This window comes from Bacillus sp. GbtcB14 (genome assembly GCF_019091205.1).
Classification (GTDB): Bacteria; Bacillota; Bacilli; order Bacillales; family Bacillaceae_G; genus Bacillus_A; species Bacillus_A cereus_AG.
The window spans coordinates 358,831-374,308 of the sequence record NZ_JAGXJT010000002.1; the positions used below are offsets into that span (position 1 = coordinate 358,831).

Sequence of the window (15,478 nt, forward strand, 5' to 3'; positions counted from 1 at the left end):
CACTTCCTTCATAATTTTTTATATCGTATTTTCGATTGAGTTGTAAGAATAAAACAACTCAAATCTTAGAAATATAGAAAGATAAATTTGTTTATGTACTTTTAGAAAATATAAATTTTCAGTTTTCAAGATCATTACAAAAGAACTTTCTCATAAAATTTACCTTTTCACTATTTCAGTAGTGTTTTATCCGTTAATCGAATTGTATAATATACCTGCATAGTAAATTCAGCTGATTTTTGACGTATTATTGACATCATTTTGTCTGAAATATGTCTTTTGTCATTTTTTTGAATTAAATTTTTTTCATTAATAAAATGTATTTTTTTAATATAAGACTTACCTTCGTATCAATAAAATAATCATTTTTCTCTTCATACACTTGACTTTCGCGCGAAAAAATGTCCTCTAAATCAACGGAGAAATCAGTTAGTTTTTTGTCAAGAGAAAAATATATTTCTAAAATTCAAACACAAAATAATGTTATTCAAAAATAGAAAATCCCCTCCCTCTTTCTAGACTAAAAATTCATTTTTTCGCCATTTTTTCAAACCAAATTCATACATAAAAAAATACCGAGAATCGATTAGACTCTCGGTATTTTTCAAATTATTTTACTGTATGTTTTCTAATAGCCGGTAAAATTTCAGTAGCAATTAATTCGATGTTTTTCTCAATTTCATTAAGTGGTACGCCACCAAAATCAATTTGTGCCATAAAACGTTGTTGCCCAAATAATTCATATTGGTAAAGCATTTTTTCAATAATTTGTTGCGGGCTACCAACCATTAATGCGTCACGGTAATCTACTGCATTTGTGAATTGCTCTTTCGGATACCCACCACCGCGCAGTGTAAGCATACCAGCATTAATATGAGGATAGTATTCACTAAATGCATCTTGTGAATTTTTTGCTGTATAAAATAAACTCGTTGTTGCAACTGGCAAACTTGCTGGATTAAATCCACTTTGCGCCGCAGCCTCACGGTAAGCATCTACTGACCCTTTAAAGTTAATAGCTGGACCACCTAGTGTTGTTATCATCATTGGCACACCTGCGCGTCCTGCTTTAATCGCACTAGCTGGTGGACCACCAACCGCACGCCAAATTGGCAAGTTATTATTTTTAGCTCTCGGAATAACCGATGCATGTGCAAGTGGTGCTCTGAACTGTCCATTCCAAGTTACATGTTCCTCTTTATTAATTTTTAATAAAAGATCCATCTTCTCTTCAAATAATTCTTCATAATCATTCACGTCATAACCAAGTAAACTATATCCCCCAATACGAGACCCACGACCAGCCACGATTTCTGCACGTCCATTAGAAATCAAGTCAATTGTAGCAAAATCCTCATACACTCGTACCGGATCAGATGTACTTATTATCGTTGCTGAACTTGCAATTTTTATATTTTTCGTAGCTTGTGCAATAGCTCCTAAAATAACTGTATGAGCTTGCGTTGTAAAATGTGTTTGATGACTTTCACCGACAGCAAATACATCAAGTCCAGCTTCATCCGCTAACTTAGCTGTTTTAATTAATTCATGAATTCTTTGTTCTGCACTAATTTTCTCTCCGTTATGTGGATTTAAAACATGATCCCCAATTGAATATAATCCAAACTCTATTCCTTTACTTGTATCCATACGGTATTTTTCCATAGTTGCTCTCTCCTTTAATGAAGTAATATTAGTTTCTCTTCTAAAAATGTTTGTAAGTCAAGTGTATCTCCCTATTACTTACACCATCACTTGATTAGTCAATTGATGGTGTAAAAAAAAATTACTCTTGCGGCAATTCTTTTTTTTCACTATGCTTATGAACTTTCGTCATCAGCTCGTATAATATTTTCTGCTCTTCTTCATTTAATACATCATCAAAAAACGATGATTGAAATGCAAGTTGCTCTGGCAACGCTCTCTCTAAAGCTGCTTCCCCTTGCTCTGTCAGACTAATTGTTTTCGTTTTCCAGTCTTGTTTTCGTACTATATATCCTTCTTTTTCAAGACGAGTTAACATTCGAGAAATACCACCTTGTGTAACAGTTACCTTTTCAGCTAATTCCATTTGCGTTAGTGGTTGATACGTACGTATTTGTAAAAGCACATCAAATTGAGCTGTCGTTAAATCAAAACGTTTTAAAAACTCATTTGACATCTGATTACTTTGGTTCGTAAATCGTATTAAACGTAACCATATTAATGACCCTATCGTATTATCACGCATGTTTGATCACTTCCTATCGTGAATCCTACTATCACTTTACCACTCAAGTGATAGTAATGCAAGAGAAAATCACATTTTTTATATAACTCAACTTACTTTTACTTAACTAAAGGCATCACTCGTGTAGTATTAGGTCTACTTGCCATTCTCTACATCTCCATAAAAAAAGGATTAAGCTCCAACGCCAATCCTTATCATGCATTTATTTTTTGTTTTCAAAACAGTTTGTTTGAAATTCACACCATCTAATCTATTATTTTCTTTTATCGTACCGTAAATTCATTTGAGCATACCGTCTTCATGTAAAACCTGTATAAGTTTGCATAAAAAAACCTTGTTTACACCAATTGGGCTTTTACGGGATAAATCATTTAAGTTCTACTTTTACTTCCTCTTTAGACATAACATCAGGTCTATAAATTAATTCAAGATTAGAATCCCCTTTTTTCGCTTCAAACGTTATGGCTCCTGTTATCTTACCGTTTGGATCTACATCTTTAATTTTAAAAACGTTTTTATTACTAGTTGAAAATGTATGGTCAACAATACTTCCATCGCCTCTTTCAAGGTAAAAATCTAATGGGTTAATTCTAACTTTTTGATTACCAATATTCTCTACTGTAACATGAACAATAACAAACTCATTACCTTTTTCCAGCTTATCATATTCTGCTACTTGTGCTATTTGTACTTTATGGATTGTTAATTTTTGATTTCTAATTTGAGTAGTTTTTTCAACATTATATTCTCTTGTATCTTCATTCTTCGTATTTTCTTTTTTGGCACTACTTTGCTCTTCCTTCGTATTATTTGATACAGTTTTAGCTACTTCTTTCTTCTCATCACATGCCGATAAACTGAAAGCTAACGTCCCTGCTAAAGTGACTGTCGCGATTTTTTTAAACATAAATTCCCTTCCCCCAATGTGAAAATGATAAAAATCCCCAAGAACTATATATTATACTAACAGATAAATGAACAGTATATTGTCGCTATGTGTCGAATGTAGTAAGGCTACGTATAAGTATGAAATCTTACTTAGCTTCATCTCTCAACTGTTCGACATATGATAAAATCTTAACAATAATAAGATATCTACCTTACTTACGAACTCTTTATTCCCATAACTATGAGTATCATAAATTTTTAAATAAGAAAAAATTCAAATAAAATGATAAAATTAAACAAATCACTAATATAAAGGTGGGCAGAACATGCATATTTCTAAACAATTTATAAAACCATTCCCTGAATATGAAGACATATTTTATGATAGTTTGGAACAACATAAAAAGCACTTTTTACCCATTTGTTCTATAAACTTACAATGTATTGAACCGGAATTGGACGAATGGTTACATATTGTGTCAGCAAAAGAAATCCATGATGGTTGCGTGGGTGATTTCACCAAACCATTTCACACAAATTTTACGAAAGCAGATACATTAGGATTCGATGTCATTAATGGAAAATATAAATTTGAAGCGGATTGGAATTATTTCGAAATCGAACAAAATAATTCTGACATAATAGAACAAGCCTATGAGAGTAATGAAAGAGATTATCAAATCCGTAAAGAGTATTTTCAACGTAATCAAAAAATTTATCCTTATTCTAGCTTTGGAAAAGAAATAACATCTGTTGAAGTATTAGAACAAGAGTTTGCTGAAAAACAAACAAATGGCTGGGGATTAAATTATCCTGTTGTAAACGGTATCTTAGATGATGTTCGTTTTATGACAGAAGAAGGTGAAGAATTATTAGAAGACTGCGATAACGAAGACGAAATTTTTGACTTTACGAATCTTCTATATGTACCAAAAGATGAATATGGACATCCCTTTACATATGTTGGATTTGTTACAGGATATTATTTTCAAGCTTATGGTGCCGATCGTATTTACTTATTCTTTAATAAAGAATTAAGAAAAGCAGTAATTTGTTTTGAATATACATAAGATAATTAAGAAAAGTCCATTTTGAACATTATTACTTGAATCAAAATGGACTTTTTATAAATAATTTATTTCTATTTCAATTCTGCATCTACTGTGAAATGTGTAAAACCTCATATAATGTAATATCCTCTATCTCTTCAATTTCAGGCTTTACTTCATAAAATTCAAACTGACTATATCCCCACTTATCTGGGTTATACACTATTACATTCCCTTTACAATTTTCTGTATTCTGGACATTCTTATTAAAAAAGTTAAATTGAGTTTCAATCAATGAATTCTTTTGAGAAATACTCCCCACGTATTCAACAACATACTTACATTTCTTAAAATCATCACTTAAATTAACAACTAATGGAATACCTATATTTATTTGTTGCCACCCAAAAGATTGTAAAATATTATCGTAGTACCCTTCAAAGATAAATTTGTTCATTCCTTCATGGCCATTCCAAATATATAAAGGTGCATAACAGTTATAGAAATTCCCTTCCTTACCTGCTTCAGTAATTAAATATGCTTTGAAATTCAATTCTTGAAACCCATCCGTTTTATGCCCATTATCCTTTACCCTTTTTTTTATAATTTCCATGTCATAATCCTTTGGCAAAATGACCTTATATTGCATTCCAATCATGTTTATCACTCACTTTCTATCTTATATACACAATGATAAACCGATGATTGACTACCGTAAAATAGGTATAAATTATGTTTGATATCATTTATAATGATACCGTATAAGGGGCTGAGATATATGGAAATAAATGATCTTATTATATTCAAAACTGTAGCTAGCGAAGGTTCTATTAGTAAAGCTGCTAAAGAGTTAGGATATGTTCAACCGAACATATCTGAGCGTATCAAAAAATTAGAACAAGAATTAGAAACACCTTTACTACATAGAGATAACAAAGGCGTTTCCTTATTACCTTCTGGTGACATTTTATTAGACTACACGAATCAAATATTAACTCTCGTAGAAGAAGCGAAAGATAAAATTAAAACGAGTGGTTCTTCTTATATAATCGCGACGTCACAATCTATTTTGACTAATTATGTAAGTAAGCGTATTAAAGAAAATCTCCGAAATTATCAAATATATGTAGAAAATAGTAGTCATTTGCAAAAATTACTGCAACAACAAAAAGTTGATATGGTCATTACTTATGAGGATGATCCCAATGCTGCTTTTAAAAAAGTAGTTACTGCTTCAATTTCTGTAGGCTTATTAAAAGCGAAAGAAACACGAACCATTGACTATTCGCATGAACTCTTCTTCGTTAGTAATGACAAAAAGTGTCCTTTTAGAAATAAGACGATACAATTTCTAAAAGAAAATAATTTATCTCAGCGTCAACTTCAACAATTAGATTCTTATTCGCTTATAGAAGAGTTTATTCAGGACGGAAAAGGAATAGCCTTTTTACCGATTAATAATGATAAATTGGTACCAATTGAAGGTGTTCCAATTGAGAAATTAGCTATCCATTTTTTTATAAATCAAAACTCTTTAAAACAAATCCCTGATGAACTATTTGATTAATATAATAGCTGTAAACTAACTAAAATTGCATATACCAATAAAGTGAAACTTTAATCAGTGGGGGTTTTGTTCATCCCCCACTGATTATTAGTTGAACCAATCGGGATTTTAGGGGCAGTTGATCCCCCATCTAACTTCTTTGATTCCGCTGAATTTTGAGGTAGGGGTCTTACTGCCCGTTAATGCGGGATAAAAATCCCTCCTTTACAAATCTAAAAGAGGGATTTTCATATTCTATACAATTGATTTTTCACACGTTTTGCTCCACTTCTGCACTTTTCTCCTTCTTACTCCGTTTCATATTCTTCAGGCTCTTTACCGTTCCAACTAATCCTTTCGGGAAAACTAGCAATACGATAATGTACAATAAACCAAGAATAATCGTCCATCGTTCAAAAATCGGATACGCTGTAGCTAGTTCTGATAAATAATATTTCAGTGATTCAATAATGCCAGCTCCCGCAATTGCTCCAATTAGCGTTCCAACGCCTCCAATCATCGTCATCAATAATGCATTTAATGTCATTTCAATTGAAAATACAGTTGTATTTACAAAGCGTAGTGTGATAACAAATAAACCACCACTAATCGCAGCTACTACTCCTGCCACAATACTAGCAATAATTTTATAATGAAGAACTTTATACCCTAGCGCTTCAACACGTTGCTCATTTTGTGAAATTGCCTTTAATACTTTTCCAATAGAAGATTTTGTGAAAAGACGTAACAGAATAAAAATGACAATTAAACATATAAGCGTTACATAATAAAACGTAAAACGGTCACGGAATAAATCTGGTACACCAAATGTAAAACCATCTCCCCCATGAGTAAGCCCACGCCATTTTTCAGCAAGTACGAAAAACAACTGTGAAATAGCAAGTGTTAACATTGCATAAAAATGACTTTTCAGCCGCAAAGAAAGCAAGCCGATTATATAACTAACAATTGCTGAAATGATAATTGCAACTACTAGCCCTATAAAAAAGTTCGTTATAGATACTCCTTGCCGATCAAATAAAAGCGCTACACCATATGCTCCTATCCCAAAGAACATACAATGACCGAACGATACAATTCCTGTATATCCAAGCAATACATCAAAACTCATTGCAAAAATAGCAAAGATGAAGATTTGAGTGAACAAAATTAACAAACTTCGTGAATCATTTACGAATGGAAATACACTTAAACAAATGAGCATACATACTCCGAAGTATACTTTAATTCGATTTGATGTGTTGTTCACCATTTCACCCCTTTTCACCAACAAGTCCGTTTGGCTTTACTATTAAGAAAAATAGTAACATTAACATATTAATTGCAAGTGATAAATCCGGTATAAAATACGCTGTAAAAGCACCAGCTAATCCGACAATTAAAGAAGCGATTGCCGAACCTTGTACGCTTCCTAGCCCTCCAATAATTACTACTATAAAAGCTAAAATCGCATACTGCATACCCATCTCGGCAAAAATAACGCCTGAATAAGGTGCTAGTAGAAATCCTCCCAACGCTGCCATCCCTGCTCCTAATAAAAAGACGAAAGAAAATATCGCTTTTACGTTAATACCGAGCGCTTGAACCATCTCTTTATCCATTACACCTGCACGTATCATAAGACCTATCTTTGTTTTTTTGAGCAATAATAGTAAGGCAATGTAAATGATGATCCCAATTAAAATAACGAATAGACGATATTTAATTAATATAACGCCGTCAAATGTAAAGCTTCCTTGTAACCACAACGGTAATTTCGCACCAATTGGATTCGGTCCCCAAAATACTTTAATACATTCACTAAGTACAAGCATTCCTCCAAGCGTCACAAGAAGCTGGCGAACATGATTTCCATATACCGGTCTGATAAGGAACCTTTCTAAAATGAATCCAAGAAACATACCCATTGCAATTGCTCCAATTAACGCTAATACATAACTACCTGTCATATTAAATAGCCAAACTCCTGTAAATGCTCCCCACGCAAATAAACCACCATGTGCGAAGTTTAGAACGCTCATTAAACCGAAAATAAGTGAAAGACCTGATGCTAATAAAAAAATGAGCATCCCAGTTGAAATCCCATTTACAAATAAATTGATTAACACATCCATCCTTTTCACCCCGGATTCATGTTAAGAGATTCCTAAATATTTGTGACACATTTCCTTATCCTCTTTTAGTTCATGCATAAAACCGTTATGAACAATTTTTCCGTTATCCATAATATAAAAATAATCACCAATTTGACTAGCCATCATAAAATTTTGTTCAACGAGTAAAACTGTTGTTTTCTTCTTCATTTTCAAAATGGCTATCATTAATTTTTCTATCATAATGGGGGACAAGCCTTTACTCGGCTCATCAATAAGTAATAAACCATCACTATTTATAAATGCCCTTGAAATTGCTAGCATTTGCTTTTGCCCTCCGCTTAAGAGCCCACTTTTTTTGTGCCAAAACTGCTTTAAATCTGGAAATAATTCAAGCATCCACTCGATTTTCTCTTCTGCTTCTTCTCCCTTCCCTCTAGCAAGAGCGAATGTTTCTTCTACTGTCAGGTCGTGAAAAATGCCTTGATTTTCTGGTACATACCCTATTCCTTTCCTTGAAATTAAATGTGTAGATAATCCATTTACTTGTGTACTATCATAATAAATTTCACCATGTGCGATATGGTGAAAACCCATAACCGAACGTAATGTCGTAGTCTTCCCTGCCCCATTTCTTCCAAACAGTACAGTAATCGTTCCTTTCTCAACAGCAAGAGATACCCCTTGCAAAATATGAAACTGATCTAAGTACGTCTCTATATTATTCACTTGTAATAGTGCCACTATATAATCCCCCTAAATAAGCACTTTGTACACGCTCATCTTTCATAATTTCTTCGGGTAAACCTTCAGCCAATAACTCTCCATGGAACAAAACGATAAGATGGTCTGACAAACCTAGTACCATATCCATTTTGTGTTCAATCAGTACAATTGTACTCTCTGGATGTTTCTTAATATTTTCAATCACTTGTAAAATTGCCGGTACCTCCTCGACTGATATACCTGCCGTCGGCTCATCAAGTAGTAACACATTCGTTTTTAAAGCTAATAACATCGCAAGCTCTAACTTTCGTTTTTCTCCATGCGCTAAATCTTTCGCTAATACATGTTCTTTTTCCTGAAGTAATACCGTTTTTAAGAACCGTCTCGCCTCTCCTACTTGTTGTTTAAATTTTGCCGAACTCGGAAAAAAACTATAGTAATCTTGAACAAATGATTGAACACTTAAACGAACATTTTCAAGTACCGTTAACTCTGGGAATATATTTGTAAGCTGAAAGGAACGGCCAATTCCTAATCGAGTTCGATCTGAAATTGATAATTTTGTAATCTCTTGTCCTTTAAAATATACTTCACCCTTCGTTGGAGAAATTTGTCCACTTAGTAAATTAAATAACGTTGTCTTTCCTGCACCGTTTGGTCCAATAATGGAAATGAGCTTTCCTTTTTGTACTGTCAAATTCACATCCTTAATAACATGATGCTCTCCAAAAGATACACTAAGATTTTTCGTTTCAAGCAAATGTGTCACGAAATCCCTCCCTTTATAGCTTTAAGTATGAAAGAAATACGTATAAAGAGGGTATTCCCTCTTTATACAAAAACAACAGAAAATTCAGTCTATTTATTTTGAACTGGTGGTTCTGTCTCTTTCATCGTTAATTCTCGCTCTAATACTGGCACCGGATAGTCAACACCATCTTGCTTTTTCAATGTGATAGAATACAGTGTCTGCATCGCTTGGTGATCCTTTTCTCTAAACTTCATCTTTCCTTTCGGTGTCTCAAATTCCATTCCTTCCATTTTCTTAATCAGTGTATCTACATCTGTATCACCTTTTGTTTTCTTTAAAGCTTCTACAATAGAAATTGCCGCTGACATTCCACCTGCTGTAAATAAATCTGGCACCGCACCATTAAATCGTTTTTTATGTTCTTCCACTAACCAATCATTCACCTTATTTTTCGGGAGTGTATGATAATAAACAGAAAAACCTTGCATTCCTACTAACGCATCCATCGTTTTTAATGCCGGTATATCTGGTGCACCGGTAGAAATTTTAATACCTTGCGCTTCCACATTCATATCTTTCAACTGTTTCCAAGGTGAATTTGCACCTGCCCAAACGATAAATAAATAATCCGGTTTTGAGCTAATGATATTTTGAATATTAGCAGTGAAGTCAGTCGAATTTGTATCAGCATATTGCTCGTTTACAATATTTGCACCTAACTTCTTCGCTCCAGCTTTAAATGCCGCAATTCCTTCACGGCCGTAAGCATTATCTTGTGCTAACGTTGCTATTTTTACATCTTTTTTAGCAATTGCTGCAGCACCAGCGACTGCATCTTGAGATGAATTTCTTCCTGTTCTAAAAATATATTTATTCCAGTTCTTACCGGTAATACTATCAGCTACCGCCGGTTCTACAACCATTATTTTTTCATATTCTTCAGCTAATGGTAAAACCGCTAATGTATCACTCGAACTAGACGATCCGACTAAAAAATCAACTTTCTCTTCTTCTAATAATTTCGTAGCTTTCTTCACCGCTACATCTGCTTTCGTTTCCGTATCTTCTACAACAAACTTAATCTTCTTCCCTTCCACTTTCCCAGTTCCACCCGTTGCATAGTCTAACCCTAATTCAAATCCGTTCATTGTTTGTTTTCCATACGATTCTAATGGACCTGTTAATGATGCAAGAACCCCTACCTTAATCGTCTTTTCATCCTCTGTACTTGTTTTCTTTCCTGAACAAGCGGCCGTTATTAATAACGAACCTAAAACACAACCAGTAGCCATCATTCTTAGCCATTTACGTTTTTTCATCGACATTGTGATCCTCCCCATACTTTTCTTTCTGATAGAGTCAAACACGCCAAAGTTATCCATCCGTAATTATGACTTTTTCTTTGAATCATACAAACAAATCTGTTAAAAAATTTAATGAAGTACCTTTACATTCGCCACCTCTTTCCAAATACCTCCATTTAACATATATTCATCTAGTATTTTTCACCACCTAATTACAGTCGCTGCCCACGTATACCCAGTCCCTGCACTAACTACTACTGCAATATCTCCAGGCTGTAATTTTCCCTGTTCATTTGCAAAGTGAAGACCAATGCAAGGATCAAGCGCTGACATATGTCCATAATGATCTAAATATACAACTTGTTCTTCTTCTAGCCCTAGTCCCTGTATCAATTCTATTAACATAGAACGTTTTGTATGCAGTGGTAACAATACTTTAATATCTTTAGGAGTAAATCCACTTTTTCTTAAAGCCTCCCTAATAACCTTGTCAAAATTAGGGATTGAAACCCGGTCTAGACGTTCTTTCATACTATTAGGATCTATTACATCAATATAATGTTGTCGATTCTCAACTGTATCATAGCTCGCAACCTGCTTTGATCCACCTGCTGGAATACGTACATCTTCATGAAATGAACCATCTGTTATAATCGCACTTCCTAATATTTCACCATTGCTAGCATCTTTTTTCACTAAGGCTGCGCTTCCACCATCAGCGAAATTAAACATAAAACGTGAGCGTGGATTATCATAATCTACAATTTGAGATTCTTTACATCCACCTACTAATAATATATTTTCAATTGAGTTATCGGAGTAAAGCATATCTTTTGCGACTTTGAGAGCAATAGGAAAGCAAGAACTAACATTCATAATTTCAAAAGCATAAGCATTTTTCAATCCAAGTTCATGCTGAATTTTTGGGGCACTTGACCATACGTGGTAATCTTTATGTGGACTGCCAAAATAAATGACCACATCAATAGATTGAGGATCTACTTGTAATAATATTGGCTTTGCAGCAGCAATAGCTAAATCTGATGCATGCATCATTTCGTCTGCGACATGTTTTTCATATAAGCCAAACTTTTCTATAATAATTTTCTCAGGGATACCTGTTTTCTTAGATAGATCTGCAGCCGTCTCTACGCCTTTTGGGAAGAAAACACCAGTCGTTTCAACCCCAATATTCATTAGACCACTCCCCCTTCTTTTGGCACCATCATAGTCGCTACACCTGTCAATACTAAATCTCCTTTTTGATTATGACATTCAGTTATCAATTTCAAAACTCTCTTTTCTTTCATAAATTCTTGCACTGTAGCCGTAGCTGTAATTGTATCTCCTATAAAAACTGGTGCTGTAAATTTAATAGTTTGTTCCATATAAACGGATCCTTTTCCAGGTAAATGAATCCCAAGCAATTGTGATAATAGACTAGAAGTTAGTAAACCATGTGCTATTCTTTGATTAAATCTAGTTTGTTTCGCATACTCATGATCAATATGAATTGGATTAAAATCCCCACTCAAACCTGCAAATAATACAAAATCTGTTTCTGTTATTGTTTTACTACATGATGCCTGTTGACCAGTGCTATACATCGTCATCTCTTCACCTGCTTTTCAATTGATTTGCTAACTGTACTTTTTGAATTTTACCAGTTGCATTTTTGGGCAATTCCTCTAGAAATACAATTTCTTTTGGAATTTTATATTTTGCTAGAAATAAACAACAATGTTCAATGACTTCCTTTTCAGTTAATTCACTGCTACTCTTTTTCACAATAAAGGCGATTGGAATCTCTCCCCACTTTACATGTTGCCTACCAACGACCGCTACCTCATATACCTCCGAAATCTTATTAATGACCTGCTCTACTTCAAGTGGATAAATATTTTCACCACCGGAAATTATCATTTCTTTTTTTCTACCGACAATGTATACAAAACCATCTTCATCAACTTTAGCTAAATCTCCCGTATATAACCAACCATCTTGAATCGTTTCTTTTGTTGCATCTGGTCGATTCCAATATTCTTTCATTACATTCGGTCCTCTTATAAGTAACTCTCCAACTTCACCGATTTCAATCTTATTTTTGTCTTCATCAATAAGTACATAATCACAAAACAGAACAGGCTTTCCAATTGAACCTACTTTATGTCTTGCATCTTCTTCTGAAAGCATAAATACGGTTGGTGATGTTTCAGTCATACCAAAGCCTTGACCAAATAAAAATCCTCTATCTATAAATTCTCTCATCAACTCTTCGGGACATGGAGCACCACCATTATAAAACCAGCGAACTGATTGTAAATTTGTAGTTTCAAACTTTGGGGAATTAATTAATGCTTGATGAATTGTAGGTACTCCCATCACTACAGTCACTTTATGTTTTTCTATCATGGAAAGAGCTGTGGTTGGTTCGAATTTTCTTGGAATAATGATTACGCCACCTGCAAATAAAGTTGGAAATGCGAATAAACCAATTCCACCAATATGAAATAAAGGTAATAATACAATAGAGCGGTCGTGCATAGTTAAGTCAATCGCAAATGTATTGTTAAGCGCATTCCAAAACATATTTTTTTGTGTAAGTACGGCTCCTTTCGGTTTTCCTGTTGTACCTGATGTATAACATATAATAAAGGATGCGCTTTCATTTATCTCTTCAAAGTTGTCACTTTTTCTATCTTCTATTTCTTTTAAAGTTTTAATCGAAATAACTCTTTGTACGTACGATACCTTATGCATTGACAGTGCCATATTTTGAAATGTTTCCTCTACAAATAAAACTGTAGTTCCACTATCTTTTAACTGAAATATAAGTTCATTTTCTGTTAATCGTATATTCAATGGAACAGCAATACATTCTACTTTTGCTATAGCAAACAAAAGTACAATATATTCCAAGCTGTTCTGTGATAAAATAGCTATCCTTTCTCCTTTTTGCACATTTACCTCGTAAATTAAATATGCTGCTACTTTACTTACATACTCATGTAACTGTTTATATGTCATTTCCTCCTCTTCTGTAATAATGGCAATGCGATCTGGATGTAAATAGGACCGTTTTTCAATCCAATAAGCAATGCCTTGCATATTTCCCCACTCCTTTATCTCTGTCTCAATCCTTCAAATATTAATGACATCGCTGCTTCAAATACATCTTCTGGAACATCTTTCTCTTCCCAATAACCCCATCGCATTCCTAGAAATTGCCCAATTGACATAAGACAATACGCAATTGTTTCTTTATCAAGTTGCTTAAACTCTCCCGCTTCCATACCAGCCGATAAACTTTTTAAAAACCCATTTGCGAGCTTTGCATAGTACCATCTATATAAGTTGTCATCAACAACTACTGCCTGTTGTACAATGTTATATAGATTAGGTCGATCCTTCACCCACCGAAAAAAAGCCTGAAAACCTCTTCTTTGTGCCTCTTCATAACTTGATATTCCCTTCATTTCTTCTTTAATAATTAAGCGTAACTCACGGTTCAATCTGCGAATCAATTCATCAAATATATCTTTTTTAGATGGAAAGTAATTATAGAAAGTTCCGTGCGCTACCTTTGCTTCTTGTGTAATATTCACGATAGAAGCCTCGTAATATCCTTTATTACCAAACACCTCTTCTGCAGCACACAATAATTTCTCTCTCGTTTCTAATCCTTTTGTTGTTAAGTTTTTTACATCCATTATTATTTTTTCTGACACCTGAATCACCTCTTAGATTTGATTATAAATAAATTTCCGAATTTTACAATTGTTATTGTTAGACAAAATCTGCAAGTGTTTTTCTACACACAAAAAGGCCTAACTTAAAAATAAGTTAGACCTTTAATCTTAATTAGAATTATTTTCTACTTTCTCTAACCCTTCAGCCAATTGTTTCTTATCTAGCCCTTCCCCTATTACTACCAAGTTCGTCGGGAAACCGAAGTCTTGTTCCAGTAAAGTTGGTACCCCAAATGAATATTGGAATAGGTGCGGGTATTTATCTCCATGGAATTTCACAAATCCTTTTACACGATAAATACTATCTGGTAAATTCGAAAGCCATTCATATAATTTGTCTTGATCAATCGATTTCGTAAATTGGTATGTCATCGTTTGTATATGTAAATGCTGTTTTACATGTAGTGTCTCATGTTCCCCATCATTCGTAAATTCAGCTTCTTCTATATCTTCTAAAGATATATTACAATATTTTGTTTCAAAAAATCTCGCATGATTATTTATTACTTTCACTTCTTCAATTACTTTGTTCTTATCCGCATCTGTTAGTAAATCTGATTTATTAATTAAAATGTGGCTACCAAACTTCAATTGCTCATGCAATAATTGCTGAACGTTTGCACTTAATACATTTCGATTTAACCATCTTACTGCATCTAACACGACTACAATTGATTTCACTTCTAAGAAAGGTGCTAAAATTGGTGATACACACGCATCTAACACTTCAATTGGATGCGCAACACCTGTCGTTTCTATATATATTACATCCGGCCTTTCTTGCTGATATAACGAATGCAATTGTATTTCAAGCTCTTCTTTCAACGTACAACAAATACATCCTTTCAGAAGCTCTCTTAAAACATTCTCTTTTCCAATAATATCTGTATCTACCGAGTATTCACCAATTTCATTCATTAATACTGCAACTTTTCTATTCTTCTTTTTCTCTGCTAACAATAAATTTTGTAATAATGTTGATTTTCCACTACCTAAAAAACCACCTAATATATGAATTTCTACTTTATTCATGTGATCGACCATCCATTTCTTTATTTCAAACGTATTCAAAGCGTAATAATTACGATTTATATTTATTATTTTATTAAAAGAATAGTGAT

At 33.7% G+C, this 15,478-nt stretch carries 16 protein-coding genes; 2 read left to right on the forward strand and 14 right to left on the reverse strand.

The window, feature by feature from the left end:
• Nucleotides 1-609: 609 nt before the first annotated feature.
• The 3 genes from KVT31_RS06805 to KVT31_RS06815 all read right to left on the reverse strand — a co-directional run bounded on the left by KVT31_RS06805 (nt 610) and on the right by KVT31_RS06815 (nt 3,137).
• Nucleotides 610-1,665 carry an LLM class flavin-dependent oxidoreductase gene (locus KVT31_RS06805; protein ID WP_088096052.1) on the reverse strand — a complete coding sequence of 352 codons (1,056 nt, stop codon included), beginning with the start codon at nt 1,663-1,665 and terminating at the stop codon, nt 610-612.
• A 121-nt stretch (nt 1,666-1,786) separates the two neighbouring features.
• Nucleotides 1,787-2,230 carry a MarR family winged helix-turn-helix transcriptional regulator gene (locus KVT31_RS06810; RefSeq protein ID WP_001205523.1) on the reverse strand — a complete coding sequence of 148 codons (444 nt, stop codon included), beginning with the start codon at nt 2,228-2,230 and terminating at the stop codon, nt 1,787-1,789.
• A 367-nt stretch (nt 2,231-2,597) separates the two neighbouring features.
• The gene (locus tag KVT31_RS06815) at nt 2,598-3,137 is read right to left on the reverse strand and encodes a DUF4352 domain-containing protein (RefSeq protein ID WP_088096051.1); all 540 of its coding nucleotides are present in this window, start codon (nt 3,135-3,137) and stop codon (nt 2,598-2,600) included.
• A 307-nt stretch (nt 3,138-3,444) separates the two neighbouring features.
• Here KVT31_RS06815 and KVT31_RS06820 point away from each other — a divergent pair, with 307 nt between their 5' ends.
• Nucleotides 3,445-4,188: a siderophore biosynthesis protein gene (locus KVT31_RS06820; protein WP_088096050.1), complete on the forward strand. Its 744-nt coding sequence runs from the start codon at nt 3,445-3,447 to the stop codon at nt 4,186-4,188.
• Nucleotides 4,189-4,276: 88 nt separating this feature from the next.
• On the opposite strand, the gene KVT31_RS06825 is transcribed toward KVT31_RS06820, so the two are convergent.
• On the reverse strand, nt 4,277-4,825 hold the full coding sequence (locus KVT31_RS06825; protein WP_088096049.1) for a DUF4865 family protein: 549 nt from the start codon (nt 4,823-4,825) through the stop codon (nt 4,277-4,279).
• 120 nt (nt 4,826-4,945) lie between these two features.
• On the opposite strand from KVT31_RS06825, the gene KVT31_RS06830 reads away from it, so the two are divergent.
• Nucleotides 4,946-5,734 (forward strand): LysR family transcriptional regulator, encoded by a 789-nt coding sequence (locus tag KVT31_RS06830; protein WP_088096048.1) that lies wholly within the window; start codon nt 4,946-4,948, stop codon nt 5,732-5,734.
• Nucleotides 5,735-5,984: 250 nt separating this feature from the next.
• Here KVT31_RS06830 and KVT31_RS06835 read toward each other — a convergent pair whose 3' ends face one another.
• The 10 genes from KVT31_RS06835 to KVT31_RS06880 all read right to left on the reverse strand — a co-directional run bounded on the left by KVT31_RS06835 (nt 5,985) and on the right by KVT31_RS06880 (nt 15,389).
• Nucleotides 5,985-6,938, reverse strand: coding sequence for a branched-chain amino acid ABC transporter permease (locus KVT31_RS06835; RefSeq protein WP_140392439.1), 954 nt, complete (start codon nt 6,936-6,938; stop codon nt 5,985-5,987).
• 49 nt (nt 6,939-6,987) lie between these two features.
• Nucleotides 6,988-7,848 (reverse strand): branched-chain amino acid ABC transporter permease, encoded by an 861-nt coding sequence (locus tag KVT31_RS06840; RefSeq protein WP_088096046.1) that lies wholly within the window; start codon nt 7,846-7,848, stop codon nt 6,988-6,990.
• 21 nt (nt 7,849-7,869) lie between these two features.
• A complete protein-coding gene (locus tag KVT31_RS06845; RefSeq protein WP_064476363.1) occupies nt 7,870-8,571 on the reverse strand; it encodes a branched-chain amino acid ABC transporter ATP-binding protein in 702 nt (233 codons plus the stop codon).
• The gene (locus tag KVT31_RS06850; RefSeq protein ID WP_088096045.1) at nt 8,549-9,322 is read right to left on the reverse strand and encodes an ABC transporter ATP-binding protein; all 774 of its coding nucleotides are present in this window, start codon (nt 9,320-9,322) and stop codon (nt 8,549-8,551) included. The genes KVT31_RS06845 and KVT31_RS06850 overlap by 23 nt, the downstream gene beginning before the upstream one ends.
• An 89-nt stretch (nt 9,323-9,411) precedes the next feature.
• Entirely contained in the window at nt 9,412-10,629 is a 1,218-nt protein-coding gene (locus tag KVT31_RS06855) for a substrate-binding domain-containing protein (RefSeq protein WP_000062016.1), read from the reverse strand.
• Nucleotides 10,630-10,809: 180 nt separating this feature from the next.
• Nucleotides 10,810-11,805: a 3-oxoacyl-ACP synthase gene (locus KVT31_RS06860; RefSeq protein WP_088096044.1), complete on the reverse strand. Its 996-nt coding sequence runs from the start codon at nt 11,803-11,805 to the stop codon at nt 10,810-10,812.
• Nucleotides 11,805-12,221, reverse strand: coding sequence for a MaoC family dehydratase (locus tag KVT31_RS06865; protein WP_063261802.1), 417 nt, complete (start codon nt 12,219-12,221; stop codon nt 11,805-11,807). Before KVT31_RS06865 ends, KVT31_RS06860 begins: the two co-directional genes overlap by 1 nt.
• A 4-nt stretch (nt 12,222-12,225) precedes the next feature.
• A complete protein-coding gene (locus KVT31_RS06870) occupies nt 12,226-13,716 on the reverse strand; it encodes an o-succinylbenzoate--CoA ligase (protein ID WP_088096043.1) in 1,491 nt (496 codons plus the stop codon).
• 14 nt (nt 13,717-13,730) lie between these two features.
• Nucleotides 13,731-14,336: a TetR/AcrR family transcriptional regulator gene (locus tag KVT31_RS06875; RefSeq protein ID WP_140384314.1), complete on the reverse strand. Its 606-nt coding sequence runs from the start codon at nt 14,334-14,336 to the stop codon at nt 13,731-13,733.
• Nucleotides 14,337-14,465: 129 nt separating this feature from the next.
• Nucleotides 14,466-15,389 (reverse strand): CobW family GTP-binding protein, encoded by a 924-nt coding sequence (locus KVT31_RS06880; RefSeq protein WP_088096042.1) that lies wholly within the window; start codon nt 15,387-15,389, stop codon nt 14,466-14,468.
• Nucleotides 15,390-15,478 lie beyond the last annotated feature (89 nt).